This is a genomic window from Xanthomarina arctica (assembly GCF_014638915.1).
Lineage (GTDB): Bacteria > Bacteroidota > Bacteroidia > Flavobacteriales > Flavobacteriaceae > Xanthomarina > Xanthomarina arctica.
In genome coordinates, this window is record NZ_BMFQ01000001.1 from 1,025,531 (window position 1) to 1,050,147 (window position 24,617).

A 24,617-nucleotide genomic window follows, 5' to 3' on the forward strand; every position below is an offset into this window, starting at 1 on the left:
TTTTTTATTATTTAATTTGTTCACCATTTTTATCAAAAAAATGATATTCTAAGTATGTGTAAGCATCTCTTGGTAAAACTTTAACCCACTTCTTATGTTCAAAAAACCATTTTGAACGAATCGATGGAAAACCTTTAGTTAAATAGGCTGCTATAAAAGGATGCGTGTTTAAAGTTACCTTTGTATAGTCTTTTTTTAATAATTGCTCAAGATCAAAATTAATCTTTTGTACCAAGCCAATTGGTGCTTCAACTTCTTCGCCATTAGCTCCATCGGGGTTGTCCTCTCTGGTTTTAATGTTCATTTCTGGTCGAACACGTTGTCTTGTTATTTGAATTAATCCAAATTTACTTGGAGGCAATATTTTGTGTTTTGCTCTATCGTGTTTCATTTCATCTTTAAGATGATTGAAGAGCTTTTTTCTGTTTTCAGCTTTATTCATATCAATAAAGTCAACCACAATAATTCCTCCCATATCTCGGAGGCTTAATTGTCTTGCAATCTCAGACGCCGAAATTAAATTTACTTCTAAGGCAGTGTCTTCTTGGTTGTTTTCTTTATTAGATCTATTACCACTATTAACATCAATAACATGTAATGCTTCTGTATGTTCAATAATGACATATGCTCCTTTAGCCATTGAAACCGTTTTTCCGAAAGATGTTTTTATTTGTCTTTCTATTCCAAACTTCTCAAAAATGGGAACAGTAGATTGATATAGCTTAACGATTGATTCTTTTTTTGGTGCAATTTCCTGCACATAATCTTTAATTTGAATGTAAAGCTCTTCATCATCAACAACAATACTTGTAAAGGAGTCATTAAAAATATCGCGCAAAATAGACGATGCTTTATTTAGTTCTCCTAAAACTTTACTTGGATGATGTGCTTTATGTAGCTTTTTACACATTGCGGTCCAGCGACCTAACAAATTTTGTAAATCTTTATCTAGTTCGGCTACTTTTTTGCCTTCAGCTACTGTACGTACAATAATACCAAACCCTTGTGGAGTAATACTCTTAACAAGGCGTTTTAGTCTTTCTTTTTCTTCTTTACTTTCTATTTTTTGTGAAATAGAAATTCTGTCAGAAAATGGAACTAAAACAATATATCTACCAGCAATAGAAAGCTCTGAGCTTATTCTAGGGCCTTTGGTGGATATAGGTTCTTTAGCAATTTGTACTAAAATAGACTGATTTGATTTTATGACGTCATTAATCTTGCCGTCTTTATCAATATCTTTTTCAAATGGGAATTTGTTAAGAGAAAAATCTCTTAGTTTACCTGTGCTTACACTTTTTGTGAATTTTAAAAGCGAAGGGAGTTTTGGTCCTAAATCATGATAATGTAAAAAGGCATCTTTTTCGTAGCCAACATTTACAAAAGCAGCATTTAGCCCAGGAACAGATTTTCTTACTTTGGCAATAAACACATCGCCAACAGAAAAGTTGTTACTTCCTTCGTCTTTCTGTAATTCAATTAATTTTCCATCTTTTAATAAGGCAAAATCAACATGGTCTGAACTAGATCGAATAATCAATTCTTTATCCATTTTGTTAATTTTTATCCATACTTTAAAGTTGTAATGTCGTGAAGTTGTATAGGTGTTAAGTTGCAATCGTGCTAAGCAATAAACTTAACAAAAAACAACCAACAACTAACAACTAACAACCTACAACTATGCTGTACAGATGGATGATACAATTTTTATATCCACCGTAAAATACGGTAGGATATCACGTAATAACATATTCATGGGTCGATCCCATATTATAGGTATTACATGTCACAGGATTTTAATAAATCCGTGGAGTTTATACTAATGCAAGGTCATGCAAAATTTATAAACTCATGTCAAAGAACGTTTTTGTTATAAAACCAAAAAAGTAGTTATTAACTACTTTTTGGATTTATTTCTTTTTCTTGTGACGATTAGCGCGTCTTCTCTTCTTACGCTTATGCGTTGCAACCTTGTGTCTTTTTCTCTTTTTACCACTTGGCATAAGTACTGGTTTTTTAAATTAATATTATGGGTCTTTATTTAACCTCTACGTTTGATTTCACTCCTTCTACAAATACTTTTGCAGGTTTAAATGCTGGGATGTTGTGAGCTGGAATTTTAATGGTTGTGTTTTTTGAAATATTTCTTCCAGTTTTTTCCGCTCTAGTTTTAACTATAAAACTACCAAAACCTCTTAAATACACGTTGTCTCCACTCTCTAAAGAAGTCTTTACTTCTTCCATAAATGTTTCAACAGTTGCCTGAACATCACCTTTTTCTATTCCTAATTTCTCAGAAATTTTCGTTACTAAATCAGCTTTAGTCATTTTTAATCTATTTAAGTTACTATTAATTATTTAAAGGGATGCAAATATAGGAATTTAATATTCAATATTTCAAACCTAATTCATTTAAATTTAAGAATATAAACGTTTATTTTTGCTCTCAATAGACATTTTTAATGACCACTACAAAAGTTTTAACATCTTGGTACTCAATTAATAAACGTGATTTCCCATGGCGTAACACCATAAATCCATATAAAATTTGGCTCTCAGAAATTATTTTGCAACAAACACAAATTAAACAAGGACTCCCTTATTATGAGGCTTTTACAGCTAAATACCCCACGGTTTTTGACCTTGCCAATGCAGACGAGAGCGACGTTTTAAAATTATGGCAAGGCTTGGGTTATTATTCTAGAGCGAGGAACTTACATGCCACGGCAAAGCATGTAGTGGATACTTTAAATGGTCAGTTTCCTAACAATTATAAAGAACTTTTAGCATTAAATGGAATTGGAGATTATACAGCTAGTGCAATTGCATCCATTTGTTTTAACGAAAAAACGGCCGTATTGGATGGTAACGTCTATCGTTTTTTGTCCAGATATTATGGTATCGACACTCCTATTAATACTACAATTGGATTTAAAGTCTTTAAAGCTTTGGCTCAAGATATTTTAAGTAAGAAAAACCCAGCAGAACACAACCAAGCCATAATGGATTTTGGGTCCAGACAATGCACTCCAACAAACCCAGATTGTACTGTTTGTCCTTTTAATAAATCTTGTGTTGCTTTTAAGGATCATTTGGTAGATCAATTACCAGTAAAAATCAAAGCTAAGAAGCCAATAAAAAAGTATTTTAACTTTTTGGTTTTTGTTTCAGATTCTCGTGAAACCATTATAGAGAAGCGTGAGGAAAAAGGCATTTGGAAAAATCTCTATCAATTTCCGCTAATCGAAACTGAAAAAGATCCAAACTTAAAGGAATTTCATTCTCAATTAAAAGACTATACGATTATAAAGGACCTAAATTATGAGTTGTCCTTATATAATGATGTCGATATTGTTCATAAACTTTCACACCAACACCTTCATACTAAATTCTGGATTATTAATTTGAGAAAATTACCAATTTCAGGGATTCCTATTAAAAAAATTAGAGATTTTGCGGTGCCTGTTTTAATTGAAAATTTTATTGAAGACTTTAATTTTTAGAGCTTTAACAAATTCGTTCATAATTTTTTATTAAATTTAAAGAAATGAAAAGCAATTACGTAATTTTGCTGATTATTAACATATAAACAAATTATGTCTGGAACATTAAATAAGGTTATGCTAATAGGGCATTTAGGTGATGAAGTGAAAATGCACTATTTTGATGGTGGAAATTGTATTGGGCGTTTTCCTTTGGCAACAAACGAAACCTATACCAATAAGCAAACCAACGAGCGCGTTACCAATACAGAATGGCATAATATTGTTGTAAGAAATAAAGCTGCCGAAATCTGCGAAAAGTATCTTTCTAAAGGTGACAAAGTATATATTGAAGGTAGAATTAAAACCAGAAAATGGCAAGATGAAAGTGGAAACGATAGATATTCTACCGAAATACACTGTACAGATTTCACATTTTTAACAACTAAAAATGAGAATGATAATCAACAGACAAGCAATCAAACAGCTCAGAAACCTGTAGATATTAATAAAAATCAACCAGCTCAACAAGAAGCAGAAGACGATCTTCCTTTTTAACCATAAATTTATATAATTAAAGCTATAATCATTGGACCCTGAACCCTCGAGTTTTTATGCGTTTATTTCAACAATTGATTTTTCAATTGTTTTTGGTTTTTTATTGTTAGCGCTGCTACTTGCTTGCTCTGCACTTATTTCTGGCGCAGAAGTGGCACTTTTTTCTTTAAATAGAACCGATTTAGAAGAAGGTTTACAAGAAAACCCAAATACCTTTAAAATTATTTCTTCACTTTTAGAAAGACCTAAAAAGCTATTAGCAACCATTTTGGTGGCTAATAATTTTATAAATATTGGTATTGTTATTTTGTTTGCCTACTTGGGCGACTATCTATTTGCTGGTATTATACATCCAATTCTTAGATTTGTTGTAGAAGTAATAGTCATTACTTTTTTAATTTTACTTTTTGGCGAAATTTTACCTAAAATTTATGCCAGTAGAAATAAACTGAAATTTTCAAATTTTATGGCTTATCCTTTAAGGGTTTTAGATGTTCTAATTTCTCCTTTAAGTCTGCCTATGCGAAGTATTACTTTGGGGATTCATAGTAAATTAGGGAAACAGAAATCTAATTTAAGTGTTGATCAATTATCGCAAGCATTAGAATTGACTAGTGAGTACGATACAACAAAAGAAGAGCAAAAAATCCTTCAAGGCATTGTGTCCTTCGGAAATACAGATACCAAACAAGTAATGCGTCCGCGTATCGATATTTTCGCATTAAATATCAATCAGAAATATTTAGAAATTATTCCGGATATTGTAAGTCATGGGTATTCTAGAATTCCTGTTTTTGAAGATAATATTGACAAAATTAAAGGAATTCTTTATGTGAAAGATTTGTTGCCTTACATTGATAGAAAGCAATTTGATTGGACCAGTCTTTTAAGAGAACCATTTTTTGTGCCAGAAAATAAAAAGCTGGACGATTTAATGGCGGAATTCCAAGAGAAAAAAGTCCATTTGGCTGTTGTTGTAGATGAATATGGAGGTACTTCTGGTTTGATTTCTTTAGAAGATATTATTGAGGAAATTGTTGGAGATATTAGTGACGAATATGATGATGAAGATCTAGTTTATTCTAAATTAGACGATAAAAATTTCGTGTTTGAAGGAAAAACGCCCTTAAAGAACTTTTATAAAATCATTAAGCTTGAAAACGATTCTCTTTTTGAAAATGAAAAAGGTGAAGCCGAAACCATTGCAGGTTTTGTATTAGAAATTTCTGGTGGTTTCCCAAAAACAGGAAGTAAAATTAAATTCGAAAATTACTTGTTTACTATTGAAGCATTAGATAATAAACGTATAAAACGAGTTAAAGTTACTTTACCATAAAACCCATATGAAACATAGTCTTTTAGTTATCTGTATTCTTTTTATTTGCGTATCCTGTAAACAAGATCCTGTACCTAAACCCGAGGCTTATTTGAGATTGGAATTTCCTGAGGCTTCTTACCAAGAATTAGATGCTAATTTACCATTTAACTTTGAAAAAAATCAATTAGCATCTCAAGTTGAAACCAAAAGCTTGGAAGGTCCAACAGAAAGTTATGGAGTAACTTTACAATACCCTAGTTTAAAAGGAGCCATTTACCTTACCTACAAGAGTATCGATAATAACGAAGAGAATTTAATAGCTTTTTTACGTGATGCACAAAAATTCACCCAAGAACATACCAAAAAAGCTGATGAAATTGTGGAACAACCTTTCGAGAATAAGGATAGAAAAATTTATGGCATGTTATATGAAATAGGAGGTAATGCAGCATCGCAATCTCAGTTTTATGTAACAGATAGTACAAATCATTTTTTAACTGGTTCTTTGTACTTCTATGCAAAGCCTAATTACGACTCTATTTATCCAGCCGCGAAGTATCTTGAAAAAGATATTAAGCAAATTATGGAAAGCATTACCTGGAAATAAAAAAAGCATCTCTTCAAAATTTTGAAAGAGATGCTTTTTTTTGATCTTATATAGTTTATAAAATTTATTTCTTTTTATTAACCTCGTTTATATACTTTTCCAAAGCCATGGTCATTGAAGGGGTTTCAGGTGTTGGAGCCGCAATATCAACTCTTAATCCTTGATCTTCTGCAGCTTTAATGGTGGTATTTCCGAAAACGGCTATTCGCGTTTCATTCTGTTTGAATTCTGGGAAATTATGAAAAAGTGAATCAATTCCAGACGGACTGAAAAATACTAAAATGTCATATAAAACATCGGCTAAATCAGAGAGGTCGCTAATTACAGTTTTGTAAAAAACAGCTTCTTTCCAATTAACACCTAATTCGTTTAAAATTTTTGGTACTTCAGGTTTTAATTTATCAGTTGTAGGTAGTAAGAAATTTTCGTCCTTATATTTTTTAATTAAAGGAGATAATTCAGCAAAATTTCGTTTCCCAACATAAATCTTACGTTTTCTATAAACTACATATTTCTGAAGATAAAAGGCAACAGCTTCCGACTGACAAAAATATTTCATAGAATCAGGAACCTTGAATCGCATTTCATCTGCAACTCTAAAGTAATGATCTACGGCATTTCTGCTTGTTAAAATTATTGCTGAGTAGTTTTTTAAATCAACTTTTTGTAATCTTATTTCTTTTGTATCAACTCCTTCGACATGAATAAAAGGTCTAAAGTCTATTTTAACTTTTTGCTTTTCTTGAAGATCAAAGTAAGGCGAATTTTCGATTTTAGGTTCTGGTTGAGATACTAAAATTGTTTTCACTTTCATAGGCTAGAATGTGTTATACTTTGTTTTCTATTAGAACCTTATATACTATTAGATAAGGTCCAATTTCGAGTGCGCAAAGATATAAAATAAAATAGAAAAAATCTCTTTTAATTAAATTAAGATTTGATTTATAGGAAGTAAGCAAACCTATGGTGTTTATTAAGACTAAAAGGATAATAGCACTAAAAATTAAAGTCTCATTTGGAGAAATACTAAAAAGAAAAATAACATTTAGAGGAATTAGCACAAGTCCTAAGAAATTTTTATAGCTAGTTTTTTGAAATAAATACCTATCTATTAAATTGTCGATACTAAAAAGACTCCCGATAAGTCTTTCCAGTAAAACTTTAATTAAAATAAAGACACCGATACCAAGCATCAGTTTTAAAATAATTGGAAGAGATATTTCAATATTTTCAAATAGTGTATTGTAACTTATAAAGCTAAATATGGAAGCTGAAAATATGAGGTTGAAAAACAAAAGGCCATCAAATAAATCGATAAATTTTTGATCTTTAGAATAGATTTTTAAATAACTAGAATTAATTAAAATAGAAGCAAATTGATTGAATCTTTTTTCGAATAATAATTTAGTTATTGCCACAAAGACAAGGCTAATTACAATTAATATTATGAAAAAATCGTTAGAGAATATTGGACGTAACATGTTGTAAAATTATTATAAAAAATAATACTTATTTCATATTTTTTAAGGAATATTTAAAAAACTATCTCTTTTAAATAGTTTACATTTGTTGAAATTATACACTTTTTAATGAAAGACGCTATTGTCATTATCCCAACCTATAATGAAATAGAGAATATAGAAGCTATCATAAAAGCTGTATTTTCTCAAGATAAAGCGTTTCATATTTTAGTGGTGGATGATAATTCCCCCGATTTAACTGCTGCAAAGGTACAAGAATTGCAACAAGAGTTTAATGATAAATTATTCTTATTAAATCGAGATAAAAAAACAGGTTTGGGCACAGCTTATATCGCCGGATTTAAATGGTGTTTAGAAAAGGATTATCAGTATATTTTTGAAATGGATGCCGATTTTTCACATAATCCAGACGATTTAATCCAACTGTATAACGCTTGTTTTTTGGAGCATGCAGATGTGGCTATCGGTTCTAGATACATAGATGGTGTAAACGTTGTAAATTGGCCAATGAGTCGTATTTTACTATCGTATTTCGCTTCAAAATATGTCCGATTTATTACAAGAATGAAAATACAGGATACAACAGCTGGTTTTGTCTGTTATAAAAGAAACGTTCTAGAAACTATTAATCTAGATAAAATTGAGTTTGTAGGTTATGCGTTTCAAATAGAAATGAAATTTAAAGCTTATTTAAAAAAGTTTCAAATTGTTGAAGTGCCAGTAATTTTTACCGACAGAAAAAAAGGAAAATCTAAAATGAGTGGAGGCATTATTTCCGAAGCTATTTTTGGAGTTATTAAAATGAAATTAAAAAGTATTTTCAACAACAAATAATATGAGTACGATACTAATTAAGAATGCGAAAATAGTTAACGAAGGAGAGATTTTTGAAGGAGACATTCTAGTTGAAAATGATATAATAAAAGAAATATCTATTTCTATTAGTGCCAAATCCTCAGAGGTGCAGATAATTGATGCCGAAGGTAATTATGTTATTCCAGGTGTTATCGACGATCAGGTGCATTTTAGAGAGCCAGGTTTAACCCAAAAGGCAACCATTGAAACGGAATCTAAAGCCGCTATAGCTGGAGGGATAACGTCTTACATAGAAATGCCCAATACCAATCCGCAAACCACTACTATTGAAGCTTTAAATGATAAATTTAAAATTGCTGAAGAAACATCCTACGCCAACTATTCATTTATGTTTGGTGGTACAAACGATAATCTGGACGAAATTTTAAAAGTAAATCCTAAAGAGGTGGCGGGATTAAAATTATTTTTAGGTTCTTCAACTGGAAATATGCTGGTTGATAACCCAGAAGTACTAGAAAAGATATTTTCAAGTACAGACATGATTATTTCAGTTCATTGTGAAGATGAAGCTACTATACAAGCAAATTTAGAAATATATAAAAAGGAATATGGAGACGATATTCCTATCAAACTTCATCCACATATTAGAAGCGATAAAGCGTGTTATATTTCATCATCAAAAGCTATCGAATTAGCAAAGAAAACAGGAGCTAGATTGCATGTGTTTCATGTTTCTACTGGAATAGAAACCAAATTGTTTTCGAATAAAATTCCATTAAAAGATAAAAAGATAACTGCTGAAGTTTGCGTACATCATCTTTGGTTTAGTGAAGAAGATTATGAAGCCAAAGGCACTTTAATAAAGTGGAATCCGGCCGTTAAAACAGCAAAAGATAGAGATGAACTTTGGAAAGCTCTTTTAGATGGTAGAATAGATGTGCTAGCTACAGACCATGCGCCACATACACTAGAGGAAAAGAGACAAGTTTACACCAAAGCACCTTCTGGAGGTCCGTTAGTACAACATGCATTGGTAGCTATGTTAGAAGCACATCATAAAGGAAAAATTTCTATAGAAAAGGTCGTTGAAAAAATGTGTCATAATCCTGCCATACTTTTTCAAATTGAAAAAAGAGGCTTTTTAAAAGAAGGCTATTTTGCCGATTTAGTAATTGTAAACCTTAATAAACCTTGGACAGTTAATAAGCAAAATATACTATACAAATGTGGTTGGTCTCCATTTGAAGGAACAGCTTTTAAATCTAGAGTGACACATACTATTTTGAATGGTCATTTAGTTTATGAGAATTCTAAACTAAGTGCTTCCAAACATGGGAAACGATTAACTTTCAACAGATAAATGAGGAAAATACTTACAGTCATAACGTTGTTTGCTTTTTTAATTGCTTGTAGTAATTCTGCAAAAATAAAAAAGCCGAAGAATTTAATTCCTAAGGAGCAGATGGCTGATATTTTAATAGATGTGGCATTAATAAATTCCGCAAAAGGCATTAATAAATCTGTTATAGAAAAAAATGGGATTATTCCTGATGCTTATATTTATAAGAAGCACAACATAGACAGTTTGCAATTTGTTTTAAGTAATGAATATTATACCTATAACATAAAAGTCTATCAAGAAATAATATTGAAAGTGGATGATAGTCTTAAAAATCTAAGAATTAAATACGAAACTTTAGCAGATAGAGATCATGACGAACTTATGATTTTAGATTCAATAAAAAAATCTAAACGTAAAGTTAAAGAGTTACTTAAAGAACCTCTTAAAGAGAATCCAATTCCACCTAAAGATTTAAAAAAGAATTAGTGTTCCTTTATAAAAATAGAAGAAACGGCTTCAATACTTTTATCTATTGGTATGAACGTGTAATTTAAAAGTGTTTTAATTTTAGAATTGTTATAAGCAGATTTAGTTTCTAAGCTGTTTGCTAATTGTTTACTTAGGGTTCGCGGTTTTCCTGTTAACTTATGGTGAATCCAGTCTAATCTCCATCCTAAATTTAATAAAAAGGAACCTGCTTTTTTAGTTGGCGCTTTCACTCTTAGCGTCTTAGCAATCTGATTTATAAAATCTTTGTAAGACATGTTTTCCGCTACCAAAATAAAACGTTCGTTTTTAATTTGACCTTCCATGAGTCTTATCATACAAGTTACCACATCAAAAACAGCCACATAGCCTACAGCACCTTCTGTAAAAAAAGGCAAACCTTTATAGACTTTTTCAAAAATATTACCACTGCCATATTCCCAAATTCCTGGGCCAATTATAACACCTGGATTAACTATTACAACATCTAAACCTTCTTGAGTGCCTCGCCATACTTCCATTTCAGCACCATATTTTGTAATGCCATATACACTGTTGTCAGCTTCAGGATTCCAAATAGTTTCTTCATCATCTATATCGCTATTAATTGCTGTTCCTATGGTTGCAATAGAACTGACATAGCAAAGTTTTTCAACATGATTGGCAATGCAAAAGTTAACGATATTGGCTGTGCCCTCAATATTAGTTTTTCTTAATAAATGGTATTTGTTGGGTTCAAAAGAAACAAAGGCGGCGCAATGATACACATAAGTGACATCTTTAAAAGCTTCAGTTAATAAAGAAATATCTAGCAAATCGGCTTTAACCCAAACAATTTTTTTGAAGAGTTCCTCAGGGTTTTTACAATAATAAGAGAATACTTTTTTTACGATAGAAAGTTTTTTTTCGTCCCTATAAATTGCTTTTATAGGTTTATCTTCTTTTATAAGTTCGTATAATAAATGCGAACCAACCAATCCAGTACCTCCAGTAACTAATATCATGAAACTAAAGTAAAGAATTATTAATAAAGAGATAGTAATTATTCATTGATTTTTATCTTTGCCCAAATAAAACGATTAAAACAGGAATAATGGCTAATAAATTTGTTGAAGAGCTACGTTGGAGAGGAATGGTACACGATATCATGCCAGGAACTGAAGAACAATTAAATAAGGAAAGCACCACAGCTTATATTGGTTTCGATCCCACTTCAGATTCTTTACATATAGGTAGTTTGGTGCCTATTATCTTATTAATGCATCTTGAAAAAGCAGGACATAAACCTGTTGCCTTGGTTGGTGGAGCTACAGGAATGATTGGAGATCCTTCTGGAAAAAGCGATGAGCGTAATTTATTAAACGAAGAGACTTTAAATAAGAATGTTGAAGGTATAAAAAATGTGTTGTCACGTTTTTTGGACTTTAACTCTGAAGCAGCAAATGCACCTATATTAGTAAATAACTACGATTGGATGAAAACATTTTCATTCATCGATTTTGCTAGAGATGTTGGAAAACGAATTACCGTAAACTACATGATGGCAAAAGATTCTGTGAAAAAACGTCTTTCTGGGGAAGAAGGAAATGTGGGAATGTCTTTTACTGAATTTACATATCAATTAATTCAAGGGTATGATTTTTACCATTTACACAAAAACTACAATTGCTTATTGCAAATGGGAGGAAGTGACCAATGGGGAAATATCACCACTGGAACCGAATTGGTAAGACGTATGAATGTGGATGAACAAGCCAAAGCATTTGCTATGACTTGTCCGTTAATTACTAAAGCAGATGGCTCAAAATTCGGAAAAAGCGAAGGTGGAAATATCTGGTTGGATACAGATAAAACATCGGTTTATAAATTTTACCAGTTTTGGTTAAATACAAGTGATGAGGATGCAGAAAAGTATATTAAAATATTTACGTTCTTAGATAAAGTAACAATTGAAGCATTAGTTGAAGAGCATAAGCAAATGCCACATTTACGTTTGTTACAAAAGCGCTTAGCTGAAGAAGTAACTACCTTGGTTCATTCCAAAGCCGATTTTGATAATGCTGAAAAAGCTTCAAATATTCTTTTTAGCAAATCTTTTAAAGAAGATATTAAAACCTTAGATGAAGGAACTTTTTTAGATGTTTTTGAAGGTGTGCCGTTGGCAGAGATTTCTCAAGCAGATTTAAATGAAGGTTTCGATATGATTGCTGCTTTATCCGCAAAAACAGACTTCTTAGCATCTAATAGCGAAGCTAGAAGAGCTTTAAAGGAAAATGCGGTATCTGTAAATAAAGAAAAGGTTGATGAAGGTTATCAGTTAACTTCTGAAGACTTAATAAACAACAAATATATTATCCTTAATAAAGGAAAGAAAAACACCTATATTATTAAAGTGGTTTAAAAAATAATAAGGTCCCGAAATTATCGGGACCTTATTTACTAAAAACTAACTAACCAATCTTCTCTTTTACAGAGCGATTAATTGGTCGTAATAGGTTATTTGACCTTACAATGCCATTAAATTACAGCCTCTAATATCAGAATTATCAAATCTTCCAATAATTTCAAAAGCTCCATTATTATATACACGACCTAAATCTTGTGTGGCAATAAAAGAACAGGAATTTATATTGGCTAAATCTATAATATTAATCCCTCCAGTTTTATTGTTTTCTAAAATAGTTAAGGCATCTTCTGGATCTCTAGCAAAAATCTTCATGGTTTTAGAACATTCAAAAACACCATTTCCTTTAGAATAGCCTTGACTCAATAATTCGGTCATACCATATTCGCTATGAATATTATCAACGCCGAAGCCTTCTTTTAAGATAGAGTGAAGTTCATTTCTTACTAATTCTTTACGTCTCCCTTTCATGCCCCCAGTTTCCATTACAATGGTGTTTTTTAACTGAAACTGATGACTTTCTACTAAATCTAAAAGGGCGAAACTAACACCAATTAAAAGTACATTTTCACCTTGAGCCTCTAATTCAATTAAAGTATCTTTTAACTCTGAAAGATTGTCCAAATAAAAACCACTTTTAGGTTTCAGGGATTGCTTTATTAAAGAGTCCACCATATAGATTAACGAAGACCCATCACGTTCTAAATAACTAGGTAATAAAGCTAGAATGGTATAATCTTCTATAGGTCCATAAAACTGCTTAAAACCTTCATTAAAGCTATTTTCGTAGATGTTTAAATCGGTTACTAAATGTTTGCTAGTTATGCTTCCAGTAGTTCCAGAGCTAGAAAATGTTTTTTGAACAGGTTGTTTTGAACTCAAGATATCATGAGTTTTAAAAAACTGAATAGGTAGGAAAGGAATCTCTTTTAAAGATTTAATATCGCTTGGATTTTTATAAAGTAAATCACAAAAGGAGCGATAGACAGCATTATGATCAAATTGAAATTTGAAGGTTTTAAAAGCCAGAGCTTCAAATTCCTTTTCGGTATTGATATTAAATAGGTTTCCTGTGTCTATCATTTTGAATTAAGTCTCGAGACAAAAGTATGTAAAATAAAAAAGCGTTACCAAATTTTGATAACGCTTTTAAAATGTATTATAACAAATGATTATCTAACCACTAATTTTTTAGTAATTGTTTGACCATCTTGAGCTATTTTCATAATGTAAACACCAGTAGTTAATGAAGATACATTAAGTCTGTTATTATTTACAGTATTGTTTAATACTTGTTTTCCTAAGATATCAAAAATGGTAACGCTAATAACATCATTAGTTTTGCTAGTAATATTTACAAATCCAGTTGAAGTTGGGTTAGGATAAACGTTAAAGTTACTTAATTCAAAAACGTTAGCAGACAAAGTAACATCTAATAAAGATCTTGAACTTATCTGTGGAGCACCACCAAACTCACCAATTAAACCAACTAAAGGCGCAGCTCCAGAAGGGATAGTTTGGTCAATGTAATCAGCTTCGTTAAAAGGTCTGAAAAACATAGAGTTAGTTGAAGCATCAGAAATATCGTAATTCGTATTGGTTTCAAAAGTTCCACCAGCGTCAGCAAATGTTGTACTGTTAATTCGTACTAATTCAGATTCATATTGTTCCCAATCAGTAAGAAGAGTAGCAATTGTAACTACTTGAGGTGTTACTGTAGTTCCTGTGGTAACAGAAGCATCAGAAACAGGGATAAATTGTAAAACACCATTAAATTCTGATGCTTGTCCCATTAAACCAGACATACCGTCTCCAATAGCAAAAGTTGTTGAAATATTTCCTGATGTATCATCTATTAATATTCCAGCAGTTGCATCTTGGATATATTTTTGATTTCTACTAGCTCTTGTAAAAGTAACAGTAGGGATGCTTGTTAATTGATAATAAGCTCCAGTTCCGTTAGCAATAAAATCAGCTCTTAATGCAGCTAAATCTGCAACAACGGTAGCAGAAGCTACTGAAAAGTTTACAGTAGATTCTACTGCAGGTGAAATTGGAGTATGAGAGTCATCAACTAATTGCATAAATACAGCATAAGATGTTCCGTCAGTTACTGTAATAACTTCATCATCTGTATCGTATTTCATTGGTTGTGCAGTTCCATTAATGGTCCAATGAATATGTCCATCGAATCCACTTCCAGTAGCACCAACATTAAAATTTTGTACATTAATTGAAAGGATAGCAGTAGTTGTTCCAGGAGTTAATGTTGCACCTTCCGCAGGTGTTAAAATAGTTAATGCAGGCTCAGTAGAACCCATTGTAGTATAAGTTCCAATTGGAAATTGAGAAGTACAAGTTGCATTATCTGAACAGCCATCTGTTGCATTAGCACCACTAAAAGACCAATTTGTTTCAACAAAAGTAGTTCCATCAGGTCCTGTTCCATCAACTCTATAAGCCCAACCATCTAAATAATCCCATGGTAATCCAGTACCATCGATGTTAATATCTCCAAAAGTGTCAATAACATTTCCATTAAAGAATAACTCCAAGGCATCATCACCATTCACGTTCGCGGAAGAATCGTCATAATCTCCAGTAATACCAAAATAGGTCATTAAAGAACCTGGATTCGATCCTTCATTATAAATATAAATAAAGTCTCCAGCAGTTGCAGTTCCAGTGAAAGTGATTTCTTCACCATCAGAGCCACCACCATTGTTAGCAGATCCAAAACCGTATAGAGAAAGGTCAGAAATATCGTTTGCAACGTATATTTCTATTAATTTAGGTGTTCCTCCAGTTAATGGGCCATCAAATGCTCCAGTGATAATCATGTCTTGACCATAAGTTAAGGTAGCCATGAATGTTAATAATAATAAGTAAATTTTTTTCATAATTGATTGTTTATATAAATAATTAAGGAAACAAATATAAGAATTTAATGCCTAAAAAATATTAGAAACAACAATTAATTAGCTATTTTACAATATAATAACATGGAAGTAATAATTACCTAATAACAAGTTTTCTAGTGGTAGAGTTGCCGTTTTCTGTTATTTTTAGAATATAGACGCCTGCCTTTAGTTTAGAAACATTTAACTCATTTTGTGTAAGAGTAACTGTTAAAATATTCTTGCCTAAAACATTGTAGATTTCAATAATTTTTGGAGAATTGCTATTAGAAGTAATATAGACTTTGTCTTGACTAACTGGGTTCGGGAAAATGGAGAGATTTTCAATGTTAGAAGTGTTATCTAAAACCATACCATTAGTTTGGCTAAAGCCATTTACTGTAAACAAGCCAATTGCTATGGTAATAATTATTAAGTAATGCTTTTTCATTAAAAAGTATTTATATAAAGTTACAGATTTTTATTCAAAAAGTGTACCAAAAAAGAGTAAAATAAAATAATTCGATTTCTAGTGTTAATTCAATGTAAGAAACATGTTACTTAATTGTTATTTGTGGAGTTATGGCTTTAACTAATTATGAATAATGGTATCTTTACCATGTATTTTGGAAAACAAATTATATGAATGAAAAGGACATAAAGATTCTTTTAGTAGATGACGAACCGGATATTTTAGAAATTGTTAGTTACAATTTATCTAATGAAGGTTATCAAGTTATTACTGCAGAGAATGGATTAAAAGCAATAAAAAAAGCTAAAAAAGAAAAGCCTCATTTAATTATTCTTGATTTAATGATGCCGGAAATGGATGGTATTGAAACTTGCGAAAACATCCGACAAATTCCTGAATTAAAAAACACCATTATTACTTTTCTAACTGCTAGAGGTGAAGACTATTCTCAAGTAGCAGGTTTTGATGCTGGAGCGGATGACTATATAACGAAACCCATAAAGCCAAAACTTTTGGTTAGTAAAGTAAAGGCTTTGTTAAGACGTTTAAAAGACGACGAGCAAGAGGAGCCAGTTCTTGAAATTGGACATTTAATAATTAACAGAGAGGAATATAAAGTTACTTACAAGAACAAGGATATTGTTTTGCCTAGAAAAGAATTCGAATTATTATCTTTATTAACATCTAAGCCAGGAAAAGTTTTTAAGCGCGAAGAAATTTTGGATAAAGTCTGGGGAAATGAAGTTGTAGTTGGAGGAAGAACTATAGATGTTCATATTAGAAAACTGAGAGAAAAAATTGGAGACGATTCCTTTAAAACAGTAAAAGGTGTAGGGTACAAGTTTATTGAATAATGCAAAAAATAAAAAAAACATATAAATTCGCTTTCAAAACAGCGTTGTATATTACTTTTTCAATGACACTCCTTACGAGTGTTTTTTTGCTTCTTATGGGTCAATTATCAGTCCTTATAATTTTATTTGCCATTGCTTGTTACTGTATTTCCTTTATTATTATCCAGTATCGTGCTGAACGTTTTATTTACAGACGGGTTAAGAAAATCTACGACGACTTAACTTTATTAGAATCGGCTTCTTTAACAAACAAGCCTATTACTACAGATATGGCGACTCTTACCAAGGAGATAGATAAGTACGCCAGAGATAAAAAATTAGAAATAGAGACTCTTAAAATTAGGGAAGAGTATCGAAAAGAATTTATTGGCAATGTATCTCACGAATTAAAAACCCCTCTTTTTACGGTTCAGGGCTATTTATTAACTTTAGAAGATGGTGCTATAAACGATAGTAAAATTCGAGATAAGTATTTACTAAGAGCTAATAAAGGTGTTGAAAGGCTTATTTATATTGTTAAGGATTTAGACATGATTACTAAATTTGAAGCAGGAGATTTAAGGTTAAAAATAGCGACCTTCGATATAGTAGAGTTAATAAAAAGTGTTTTTGATCTTCTAGAGATGAAGGCCACTAAGAAAAAAATCACGCTTACACTAGATGTCGATTATCCCAAGCCAATTTTTGTAAATGCAGATGTGGAACGTGTTCAGCAAGTGCTAACAAATCTTATTGTCAATTCAATTAAATATGGAAGAGAAAAAGGAACTACAGAAATTAGCATAGAAAACCTGATTAAAAACAAAGTCATTGTTAGAGTTACAGATAACGGAGAAGGAATTGCTAAAGCAAATCTATCCAGAGTATTTGAACGCTTTTATAGAGTCGATAAAAGTGGCTCTAGAAAAGAAGGTGGTTCTGGTCTAGGTTTATCCATAGTAAAGCATATTATTGAAGCTCACGACGAGAAAATATATATTGAAAGTGAACTTGGTGTAGGGAGTGAATTTTCATTCAGTCTTGAAAAGGCTGAATAATTTTTTATAGTTTATTTCATATTCAAAATCGCTTAGTCCTTTGTAGCTAGATGTTTTTTCCAGCGCTTTCAAAGTGAAATCTTCTTGTTTACAGCTCGGCACTAATTTTTGTTTGTCTAATCTTTCGGCTAGATATTCTTGTTCAAATTGTCCAGGAGTAGGAATGAAAAAGGCCTGCTTCCCTAATTTCGCTAAATCCATAATGGTTGTATATCCAGATCTAGAAATAATTAACTTGCTTTCATTTAAAGACGTTTCTAACAAATCACTAGTCATAAAATTATAGAGAATCATATTGCCACGCTTTTCTATAATCTGCTCTTTTTCAACAACACCTTTAACAAATAATACAGTCCCTGGATAAAATTTTAATTCTAAAAGTAATTTTTCTTCCAGCATGGTTCGTTGTGGTTCAGGACCAGAAAGCAACACCATAATATCGTTCTTAATAGCGCAGTCTTTTTTTGTAAACCTGCTTAAAGGACCAATAAATTTAACGGCTATATCCTTGGTGTCTGTGTGACCAAGTTTTCCACTTAGATTTTGAAACCCTTTATTGTCCGGAACCCAACATTCATTAAAATGTTTAATAATTTTTAGATGTAATTTAGTGCTTATCCATGTGGTATTACCACTCAAAACTTGGAGCTGATGGGTCATAAAAACGCTTGGCACGAGTTTATTGTAAACACCCAATCTGTTATCTGAAATAATTCCATGAATGTTTTTGGTTTCAACAATTTCTTTCACTTCCTTTTTTTCAGCTTTAATAGCTTTTAGTAATTTAGGAGAATGTTGCAATAACTTTAGCTTAAAAAAATGTCTATTTTTTGCGTAGGTTACATTGTAAGCAGGAAGTTCTATGTGTTCTAAATCGGGGAATTCTTTTTTTAAAAGCTCTAGAGCAACACCATCGCTAGCAATTACAGGAGTAAACTTATTTTCAATTAAAGCATTAATAATTGGAATAGACCTTGTGGCATGACCTAATCCCCAGTTTAATGGCGCAACTAAAATTCGTTTGTTCATTTGGTTTTTTATGGCGTGCCTTTTGAAAAAAAAATCAAAAAAGGATACCGCTACTATCGGTCACGCTAATTTTGATAAAAACAAAGATAAGGATATTACCCCTTGCATATATTTCCTTAATTTTACCGAATTATATTTTAATTGTAAAATTAATTCAGTGGGAAGTAAAAATAAATTAAAACGTTTTAGAGAAAACGAAACTTTTGCCAATGTGTTTCAGCCATCTAGAGACGAATTGGTGAATAATCAATTCGATTTAAAAGGCAATTGGAACAAGATTTTTTTTAAAAACAGTAATCCCTTGGTTTTGGAATTAGGTTGTGGTAAAGGAGAATATTCTGTGGCACTAGCTAAAAAATATCCAAACAAGAATTTTATTGGAATTGATATTAAAGGCGCTAGATTTTGGAGAGGAGCAAAAACAGCACTCGAAGATAACTTGCCTAATGTCGCTTTTATGCGTTCACAAATTGAATTAATCGATCATGCTTTTGCGGCAGGCGAAGTGGATGAAATTTGGATCACATTCCCAGATCCTCAAATAAAATATAAGCGTACTAAACACAGAATGACTAATTCAGAATTTTTAAAACGTTATAAAACCGTTTTAAAACCAGATGGTGTAATGAATCTGAAAACCGATAGCGAATTTATGCATGGTTACACGCTTGGTTTACTTCATGGAGAAGGCCACGAAGTACTTTATGCAAACCATAATGTGTATAAACAAGAAGGAAGTCCAGAGGAAGTTACTAGTATTCAGACCTATTATGAAAGTCAATATTTAGAACAAAACAAACCAATTACGTATATTCGATTTAAAATTAAATAAGTTTGAATTTAACAGCACTCTTTTTTATAGCTATGCTTGTGGCTTTTGCGGCAGCACTTCCGCCAGGATTGTTAAACATGACAGCGGCTAAAATTAGCTTAAAAGAAGGACGTACCAGAGGCATTATGTTCTCTATTGGAGCTGTTATAATTTTTTTATTTCAAACTCTTTTAGCTACTGTTTTTGCAAGATATTTAACCAAGCATCCAGATATTATTAATGTTCTTCAACAAGTAGCTTTTGTTATTTTTGTTTTAATTACTATTTACTTTTTGCTCATTGCAAAAAAAGATAATAAACCAGAGAAAGATTTAATAACTAAAAGCAAACGAAGTCGTTTTTTTCAAGGTATGTTCTTGGCTAGCATCAACATGTTTCCAATTCCTTTTCAGGCATATATGACCATTACTTTTGCTTCAATTGGATGGTTAACTTTCGATAATTATGGAATTTCAACTTATGTTGCCGGAGCAACCTTAGGGTCTTTTTTAAATTTATATTTTTATATTTTCTTCTTCGATAAAATAAAGAAGACTAAAGAAACGTCTCAAAAAAATATGAATTTTATTATTGGAATAATTACTGGTATCATCTCCATTATTACTTTAATAAGTATTCTAAGAAAGTACTATTAACACTCTGTTATGCAACCAGAAACGCTCAATTTTTTCGAGAAAGTTTATCAAGTAGCTAAAAAAATTCCTTATGGGAGAGTAACAAGTTATGGAGCTATAGCAACATATCTTGGAGCGGCAAGAAGTGCCAGAATGGTGGGTTATGCCATGAATGGTTCGCATAATAAAGACGTGCCAGCGCATCGGGTTGTAAATAAAAAAGGCTTGCTAACTGGCAAACATCATTTTGATGGTACTAATTTAATGCAACAGCTATTGGAGAGTGAAGGTGTTAAGGTGAAAGACTTGCAGATTCAACATTTGGAAACTGTTTTTTGGGATCCTGCCAAGGAATTATAATTATTTTTAAATTTTCCAAAAATAGGAAGTAATTACAAATCTTTAATCTCATAAGAAAACCATATTCCAGCATCAATCATTTCAATTAATCTATTTCAAATTCTAAACAATTCGCTGTATCTTTGCTGTTTAGAATTAATCTTAATAAAAACCGAAAATCTAATCTGTTTTCTAGATTTTATTTTCTCTAGTCTATTATATAATGAAATTAAATAAGCAAGATATATTTAAAGCACTTGAAACTATTTCAGCTCCTGGTGAAGGAAAAAACATGGTAGAAAGTGGTGCAGTTAAAAACATAGTTACTTTTGCCGATGAGGTAATTGTAGATATTGTAATAAATAATCCAAGTTTACAAGCCAAAAAGAAAATGGAAGTAGAGATCATGAAAACCATTCATGATTTGGTATACGAAAAGGCTAAAATTACTGTCAATGTAAAGGTGGAGGCAACGACACCGACTAAAAATGAAATAAAAGGAAAATCGATTCCTGGAATTCAAAATATTATTGCCGTTGCTTCTGGAAAAGGTGGTGTTGGAAAATCTACAGTTACTGCAAATTTAGCAGTGACTTTAGCTAAAATGGGTTTTAAAGTTGGGATTTTAGATGCCGATATTTACGGGCCTTCTGTTCCAATTATGTTTCAGGTAGAAAATGAAAAACCTTTGGCAGTTAATATCGAAGGGAAATCTAAAATGAAACCCGTAGAAAATTATGGGGTAAAAATATTATCTATAGGATTTTTCACTAAACCAGATCAAGCAGTTGTTTGGAGAGGACCCATGGCGGCAAAAGCTCTTAATCAAATGATTTTTGATGCACATTGGGGAGAATTAGATTTTATGTTAATCGATTTACCTCCAGGAACGGGAGATATTCATTTAAGTATTATGCAATCTCTACCAATTACTGGAGCCGTAATTGTAAGTACACCTCAAAAAGTTGCTTTGGCAGATGCAAAAAAGGGAGTTGCTATGTTTCAACAGGAAAGTATAAACGTACCTGTTTTAGGAATTATAGAAAACATGGCCTATTTTACACCAGAAGAACTGCCTGAAAATAAATATTATATTTTTGGAAAAGAAGGTGCTAAGCATTTAGCCGAAGATTTAGATGTTCCCTTTCTAGGAGAGCTTCCATTAATACAAAGCATTCGTGAAGCAGGAGATATTGGACGTCCGGCAGCGATGCAAACAGCAACTCCTTTAGAAGAGGCTTTCGAAAAAATAACACAAAATGTAGTTCAAGAAGTGGTAAGAAGAAATACTGATTTGCCTCCAACTGAAGCTATAAAAATTACTACTATGGCTGGATGTTCAGCAGTTAAAAAATAGGTTATGACTACAGAAGAACTAAGAATGAATATTGAAAAAGCGCTTGACGAAATTCGTCCATTTTTACAAAGTGATGGTGGCGATATTTCGTTGTTATCCATTGAAGATGGTAAGCTTGTAAGAGTGCAGTTAGAAGGAGCTTGCGTAGGATGTAGTGTCAATCAAATGACGCTTAAGTCTGGTGTAGAAATGACAATTAAAAAATATGCACCTCAAATTGAACAAGTTATTAATGTTGAAGCTTAATTAAAATAAAAGCTTAAATGTGACTTTTGTCACATTTAAATAATAAAGTAAATAATAACTTTGTTTTTTGAAATTTACAATTCATGATTAAAACAGATATTCTTATTATTGGAGCTGGTCCAACAGGCTTATTTGCCGTTTTTGAAGCAGGCCTTTTAAAATTAAAATGCCACTTAATAGACGCTTTACCTCAAGCAGGAGGGCAATGTTCAGAGATTTATCCTAAAAAACCGATTTACGATATTCCAGGATTTCCAGAAATTTTAGCAGACGATCTAACTAAAAACCTATTAGAACAATGCAAACAGTTCGAACCAGGATTTACTTTAGGTGAACGTGCTGAGACTATAGAAAAGCAAGAGGATGGAAGTTTTATTGTAACAACTAATAAAGGCACCAAACATCAAGCTCCAATTGTTGCTATTGCTGGTGGTTTGGGTAGTTTTGAACCAAGAAAACCTTTAATTAATAATATTGAATCCTTTGAAGATAAAGGCGTGGAATATTTTATAAAGGATCCTGAAAAATATAGAAACAAACGTGTCGTAATTTCTGGCGGAGGAGATTCAGCATTAGACTGGAGCATCTTTTTATCTGATATTGCTTCTGAAGTGACCTTAATTCATAGAAGAAATGAATTTAGAGGAGCTTTAGATTCTGTTGACAAAGTACAAGAATTAAAGAATTCAGGAAAAATAAATCTTATAACTCCTGCCGAAGTCATTGGAATTGTTGGCGAACATCACGTTAAAGCAGTGGTTGTGTCTCAAGCAGAACATATAGAAAAAGAATATGAAGTGGAATGTGATCATTTTATTCCTTTATTCGGATTGTCTCCAAAACTAGGTCCTATTGCAAACTGGGGATTAGAAATTGAAAAAAATGCCATTAAAGTGAATAACGCTTTAGATTATCAAACTAATATTCCTGGTATTTTTGCTATTGGAGATGTTAATACGTATCCAGGAAAGTTGAAACTGATTTTGTGTGGTTTTCATGAAGCTACTTTAATGTGCCAAGCGGCATATCAAATCCTAAATCCTGGAAAAAAATATGTCTTAAAATATACAACAGTTAGTGGGATTGATGGTTTTGATGGCTCTAGAAAAGAGGCTCCAAAAGCAGTAGTTAAAGCTATAAATTAAATTATTAAACCTTTCAGGTTTTTTGCAATATCCTAACATGGAACAAGACGTTAACATTAAGATAATAGATAGAAACGGTGTTGCTCACGCTATTTTAGCGCCAACAGATATGGCCATGAACTTGATGGAGGTGGTTCGTAGTTACGAACTTGCTCCAGAAGGAACTATTGGTATTTGTGGCGGGATGGCCATGTGCGCTTCTTGTCAATGCTATGTTTTAAGCGATACAAAATTACCAGACATGCAAGATGATGAAGAAGCAATGCTTAGTGAAGCGTTTTATGTTAAAGAGAATTCTCGTTTGGGTTGCCAGATTCAAATAACTCCAGAAATGGAAGGTTTAGAAGTAGAATTAGCTCCTGAAAGTTAAAATTTCTGTGAAGGCAGGAATGCTATTCCGTTTTGTAATCCATCAATTTTCTTGGACCTTCTAACAGGACTCTTACAATTTGAAGTGTGCCATTTTCAGTAGTATCTATAAACCATTTAATCAACGAAATTTCTCCATTTTCTATTTCAATACCCGTTATGCTTCTGGGGTGAACACAACTCCCAGCATTAAAATAGGCAATCTCACTTGGATTTGGGAATCGTGGTCTGTGTGTATGTCCAAGAATAGTAATTAAATTGTTGTTTTCTATAATCCACTTCTTTGTCCGACGTTCTATTTTAATCAACTCTTTATAGTTTTTTGCAGGACTAGTTGGATCTGCAATTCCCATAACATTTAGGGGTTTCCATAAAGCACGAACCATGAAGCGACTAATTTTCCAGAAGGTATAATTCCACGAATCTGCTTGATGTCCGTGAGTTAAAAACACTTGCTGTTGGGTGTTAGTATTTCTTAAAATAATACCCTCGCTATAAGTTACATTACAAAATAGATCCACATCTTCACCTAATTTTTCATCGAAATAAGTAGATAGATTTTTCGTTACATAATCTGGATTTTGGTAAACCATATCATGGTTTCCCCATATTAAATGAAGTCGTTCCTGCTCGTGAAAAAGCTTCATTAATAAATAGATGTTTTTGTGAGCTTCAAAAATAGGTTGAAAGGAAATGTTTTCCCAAAGTTCGTCTCCATCTCCTATTTCACAATACTGAAATCCTTCAGCATAATAATGTTTTAAAGCATGAAAATAGATGTTTCGGTTATTGGCAAAATCGTCTGCAAAACTATTATCACCTCGATGGCAATCGCTGAATAAAATGAATTTACTAGAGTCATCAAAATTGATAACTTTTGCATTTTTATAAGCTCTATCTAAGCGTTTTTTGGATGAAAACATAAAGTAAAT

General features: G+C 31.9%; 27 protein-coding genes. 17 read left to right on the forward strand and 10 right to left on the reverse strand.

All coding sequences use genetic code 11. The annotated features are described in order from the left end of the window. Positions 1-7: 7 nt before the first annotated feature. Together IEV77_RS04445 and IEV77_RS04450 are read right to left on the reverse strand one after the other, a co-directional pair. Positions 8-1,552, reverse strand: coding sequence for an Rne/Rng family ribonuclease (locus IEV77_RS04445; protein WP_188462224.1), 1,545 nt, complete (start codon positions 1,550-1,552; stop codon positions 8-10). A gap of 485 nt (positions 1,553-2,037) precedes the next feature. Beyond that, positions 2,038-2,328 carry an HU family DNA-binding protein gene (locus IEV77_RS04450; RefSeq protein WP_188462226.1) on the reverse strand — a complete coding sequence of 97 codons (291 nt, stop codon included), beginning with the start codon at positions 2,326-2,328 and terminating at the stop codon, positions 2,038-2,040. 134 nt (positions 2,329-2,462) lie between these two features. Here IEV77_RS04450 and mutY point away from each other — a divergent pair, with 134 nt between their 5' ends. From mutY to gldD, 4 genes are all read left to right on the forward strand, one after another. Beyond that, entirely contained in the window at positions 2,463-3,503 is a 1,041-nt protein-coding gene (mutY, locus tag IEV77_RS04455; RefSeq protein WP_188462228.1) for an A/G-specific adenine glycosylase, read from the forward strand. 93 nt (positions 3,504-3,596) lie between these two features. After that, a complete protein-coding gene (locus tag IEV77_RS04460; RefSeq protein WP_188462230.1) occupies positions 3,597-4,040 on the forward strand; it encodes a single-stranded DNA-binding protein in 444 nt (147 codons plus the stop codon). A gap of 31 nt (positions 4,041-4,071) precedes the next feature. Beyond that, positions 4,072-5,376 (forward strand): gliding motility-associated protein GldE, encoded by a 1,305-nt coding sequence (locus IEV77_RS04465; protein ID WP_188462232.1) that lies wholly within the window; start codon positions 4,072-4,074, stop codon positions 5,374-5,376. A 7-nt stretch (positions 5,377-5,383) separates the two neighbouring features. Then, complete coding sequence (gene gldD, locus IEV77_RS04470) at positions 5,384-5,965, forward strand: gliding motility lipoprotein GldD (RefSeq protein WP_188462234.1); 582 nt, start codon at positions 5,384-5,386, stop codon at positions 5,963-5,965. A 64-nt stretch (positions 5,966-6,029) separates the two neighbouring features. Here the strand turns inward: gldD and IEV77_RS04475 are convergent, their stop codons facing one another. Both IEV77_RS04475 and IEV77_RS04480 read right to left on the reverse strand, forming a co-directional pair. Then, positions 6,030-6,779, reverse strand: a complete 750-nt coding sequence (locus IEV77_RS04475) for a uroporphyrinogen-III synthase (RefSeq protein ID WP_188462236.1) — start codon at positions 6,777-6,779, stop codon at positions 6,030-6,032. A gap of 13 nt (positions 6,780-6,792) precedes the next feature. Beyond that, positions 6,793-7,446: a DUF4271 domain-containing protein gene (locus tag IEV77_RS04480; RefSeq protein WP_188462238.1), complete on the reverse strand. Its 654-nt coding sequence runs from the start codon at positions 7,444-7,446 to the stop codon at positions 6,793-6,795. 108 nt (positions 7,447-7,554) lie between these two features. Between IEV77_RS04480 and IEV77_RS04485 the strand changes: the two genes are divergently transcribed. From IEV77_RS04485 to IEV77_RS04495, 3 genes are read left to right on the forward strand one after another with little or no spacing between them, the layout of a single operon-like run. Beyond that, the gene (locus IEV77_RS04485) at positions 7,555-8,280 is read left to right on the forward strand and encodes a polyprenol monophosphomannose synthase (protein WP_188462240.1); all 726 of its coding nucleotides are present in this window, start codon (positions 7,555-7,557) and stop codon (positions 8,278-8,280) included. A 1-nt stretch (position 8,281) separates the two neighbouring features. Next, the gene (locus IEV77_RS04490; RefSeq protein ID WP_188462242.1) at positions 8,282-9,622 is read left to right on the forward strand and encodes a dihydroorotase; all 1,341 of its coding nucleotides are present in this window, start codon (positions 8,282-8,284) and stop codon (positions 9,620-9,622) included. Continuing rightward, the gene (locus IEV77_RS04495) at positions 9,623-10,090 is read left to right on the forward strand and encodes a DUF4296 domain-containing protein (RefSeq protein WP_188462244.1); all 468 of its coding nucleotides are present in this window, start codon (positions 9,623-9,625) and stop codon (positions 10,088-10,090) included. It abuts the gene before it with no gap. Here the strand turns inward: IEV77_RS04495 and IEV77_RS04500 are convergent. Continuing rightward, complete coding sequence (locus IEV77_RS04500) at positions 10,087-11,094, reverse strand: NAD-dependent epimerase/dehydratase family protein (RefSeq protein ID WP_188462245.1); 1,008 nt, start codon at positions 11,092-11,094, stop codon at positions 10,087-10,089. The two genes, IEV77_RS04495 and IEV77_RS04500, sit on opposite strands and share 4 nt — an antisense overlap. Positions 11,095-11,183: 89 nt before the next feature. Between IEV77_RS04500 and tyrS the strand changes: the two genes are divergently transcribed. Then, a complete protein-coding gene (gene tyrS, locus IEV77_RS04505) occupies positions 11,184-12,491 on the forward strand; it encodes a tyrosine--tRNA ligase (RefSeq protein WP_188462247.1) in 1,308 nt (435 codons plus the stop codon). A 105-nt stretch (positions 12,492-12,596) separates the two neighbouring features. On the opposite strand, the gene IEV77_RS04510 is transcribed toward tyrS, so the two are convergent. The 3 genes from IEV77_RS04510 to IEV77_RS04520 all read right to left on the reverse strand — a co-directional run bounded on the left by IEV77_RS04510 (position 12,597) and on the right by IEV77_RS04520 (position 15,842). Further along, the gene (locus IEV77_RS04510) at positions 12,597-13,577 is read right to left on the reverse strand and encodes a LuxE/PaaK family acyltransferase (RefSeq protein WP_188462248.1); all 981 of its coding nucleotides are present in this window, start codon (positions 13,575-13,577) and stop codon (positions 12,597-12,599) included. An 89-nt stretch (positions 13,578-13,666) separates the two neighbouring features. Continuing rightward, on the reverse strand, positions 13,667-15,394 hold the full coding sequence (locus IEV77_RS04515) for a T9SS type A sorting domain-containing protein (protein WP_188462250.1): 1,728 nt from the start codon (positions 15,392-15,394) through the stop codon (positions 13,667-13,669). 115 nt (positions 15,395-15,509) lie between these two features. Then, on the reverse strand, positions 15,510-15,842 hold the full coding sequence (locus tag IEV77_RS04520) for a T9SS type A sorting domain-containing protein (protein WP_188462252.1): 333 nt from the start codon (positions 15,840-15,842) through the stop codon (positions 15,510-15,512). Positions 15,843-16,033: 191 nt separating this feature from the next. Between IEV77_RS04520 and IEV77_RS04525 the strand changes: the two genes are divergently transcribed. After that, entirely contained in the window at positions 16,034-16,717 is a 684-nt protein-coding gene (locus IEV77_RS04525) for a response regulator transcription factor (RefSeq protein WP_188462253.1), read from the forward strand. Next, on the forward strand, positions 16,717-17,754 hold the full coding sequence (locus IEV77_RS04530) for a sensor histidine kinase (protein WP_188462255.1): 1,038 nt from the start codon (positions 16,717-16,719) through the stop codon (positions 17,752-17,754). The genes IEV77_RS04525 and IEV77_RS04530 overlap by 1 nt, the downstream gene beginning before the upstream one ends. Here IEV77_RS04530 and IEV77_RS04535 read toward each other — a convergent pair. Next, positions 17,728-18,783, reverse strand: a complete 1,056-nt coding sequence (locus IEV77_RS04535; protein WP_188462257.1) for a glycosyltransferase — start codon at positions 18,781-18,783, stop codon at positions 17,728-17,730. The two genes, IEV77_RS04530 and IEV77_RS04535, sit on opposite strands and share 27 nt — an antisense overlap. 157 nt (positions 18,784-18,940) lie before the next feature. Between IEV77_RS04535 and trmB the strand changes: the two genes are divergently transcribed. From trmB to IEV77_RS04570, 7 genes are all read left to right on the forward strand, one after another. Beyond that, positions 18,941-19,615, forward strand: a complete 675-nt coding sequence (trmB, locus tag IEV77_RS04540) for a tRNA (guanosine(46)-N7)-methyltransferase TrmB (RefSeq protein WP_188462976.1) — start codon at positions 18,941-18,943, stop codon at positions 19,613-19,615. A gap of 2 nt (positions 19,616-19,617) precedes the next feature. Next, positions 19,618-20,250, forward strand: coding sequence for a LysE family transporter (locus IEV77_RS04545; RefSeq protein WP_188462259.1), 633 nt, complete (start codon positions 19,618-19,620; stop codon positions 20,248-20,250). Positions 20,251-20,259: 9 nt separating this feature from the next. Continuing rightward, positions 20,260-20,589, forward strand: a complete 330-nt coding sequence (locus IEV77_RS04550) for an MGMT family protein (protein ID WP_188462261.1) — start codon at positions 20,260-20,262, stop codon at positions 20,587-20,589. Positions 20,590-20,791: 202 nt separating this feature from the next. Beyond that, positions 20,792-21,925, forward strand: a complete 1,134-nt coding sequence (locus IEV77_RS04555) for an Mrp/NBP35 family ATP-binding protein (protein ID WP_188462263.1) — start codon at positions 20,792-20,794, stop codon at positions 21,923-21,925. Positions 21,926-21,928: 3 nt separating this feature from the next. Continuing rightward, positions 21,929-22,171, forward strand: coding sequence for a NifU family protein (locus IEV77_RS04560; RefSeq protein ID WP_188462265.1), 243 nt, complete (start codon positions 21,929-21,931; stop codon positions 22,169-22,171). Positions 22,172-22,254: 83 nt separating this feature from the next. Beyond that, a complete protein-coding gene (locus IEV77_RS04565; protein WP_188462267.1) occupies positions 22,255-23,316 on the forward strand; it encodes an NAD(P)/FAD-dependent oxidoreductase in 1,062 nt (353 codons plus the stop codon). Positions 23,317-23,353: 37 nt separating this feature from the next. Beyond that, positions 23,354-23,686: a 2Fe-2S iron-sulfur cluster-binding family protein gene (locus IEV77_RS04570; protein WP_188462269.1), complete on the forward strand. Its 333-nt coding sequence runs from the start codon at positions 23,354-23,356 to the stop codon at positions 23,684-23,686. Positions 23,687-23,708: 22 nt separating this feature from the next. On the opposite strand, the gene IEV77_RS04575 is transcribed toward IEV77_RS04570, so the two are convergent. Further along, positions 23,709-24,608, reverse strand: a complete 900-nt coding sequence (locus IEV77_RS04575) for a metallophosphoesterase family protein (RefSeq protein ID WP_188462271.1) — start codon at positions 24,606-24,608, stop codon at positions 23,709-23,711. Between the last annotated feature and the right edge of the window lie 9 nt (positions 24,609-24,617).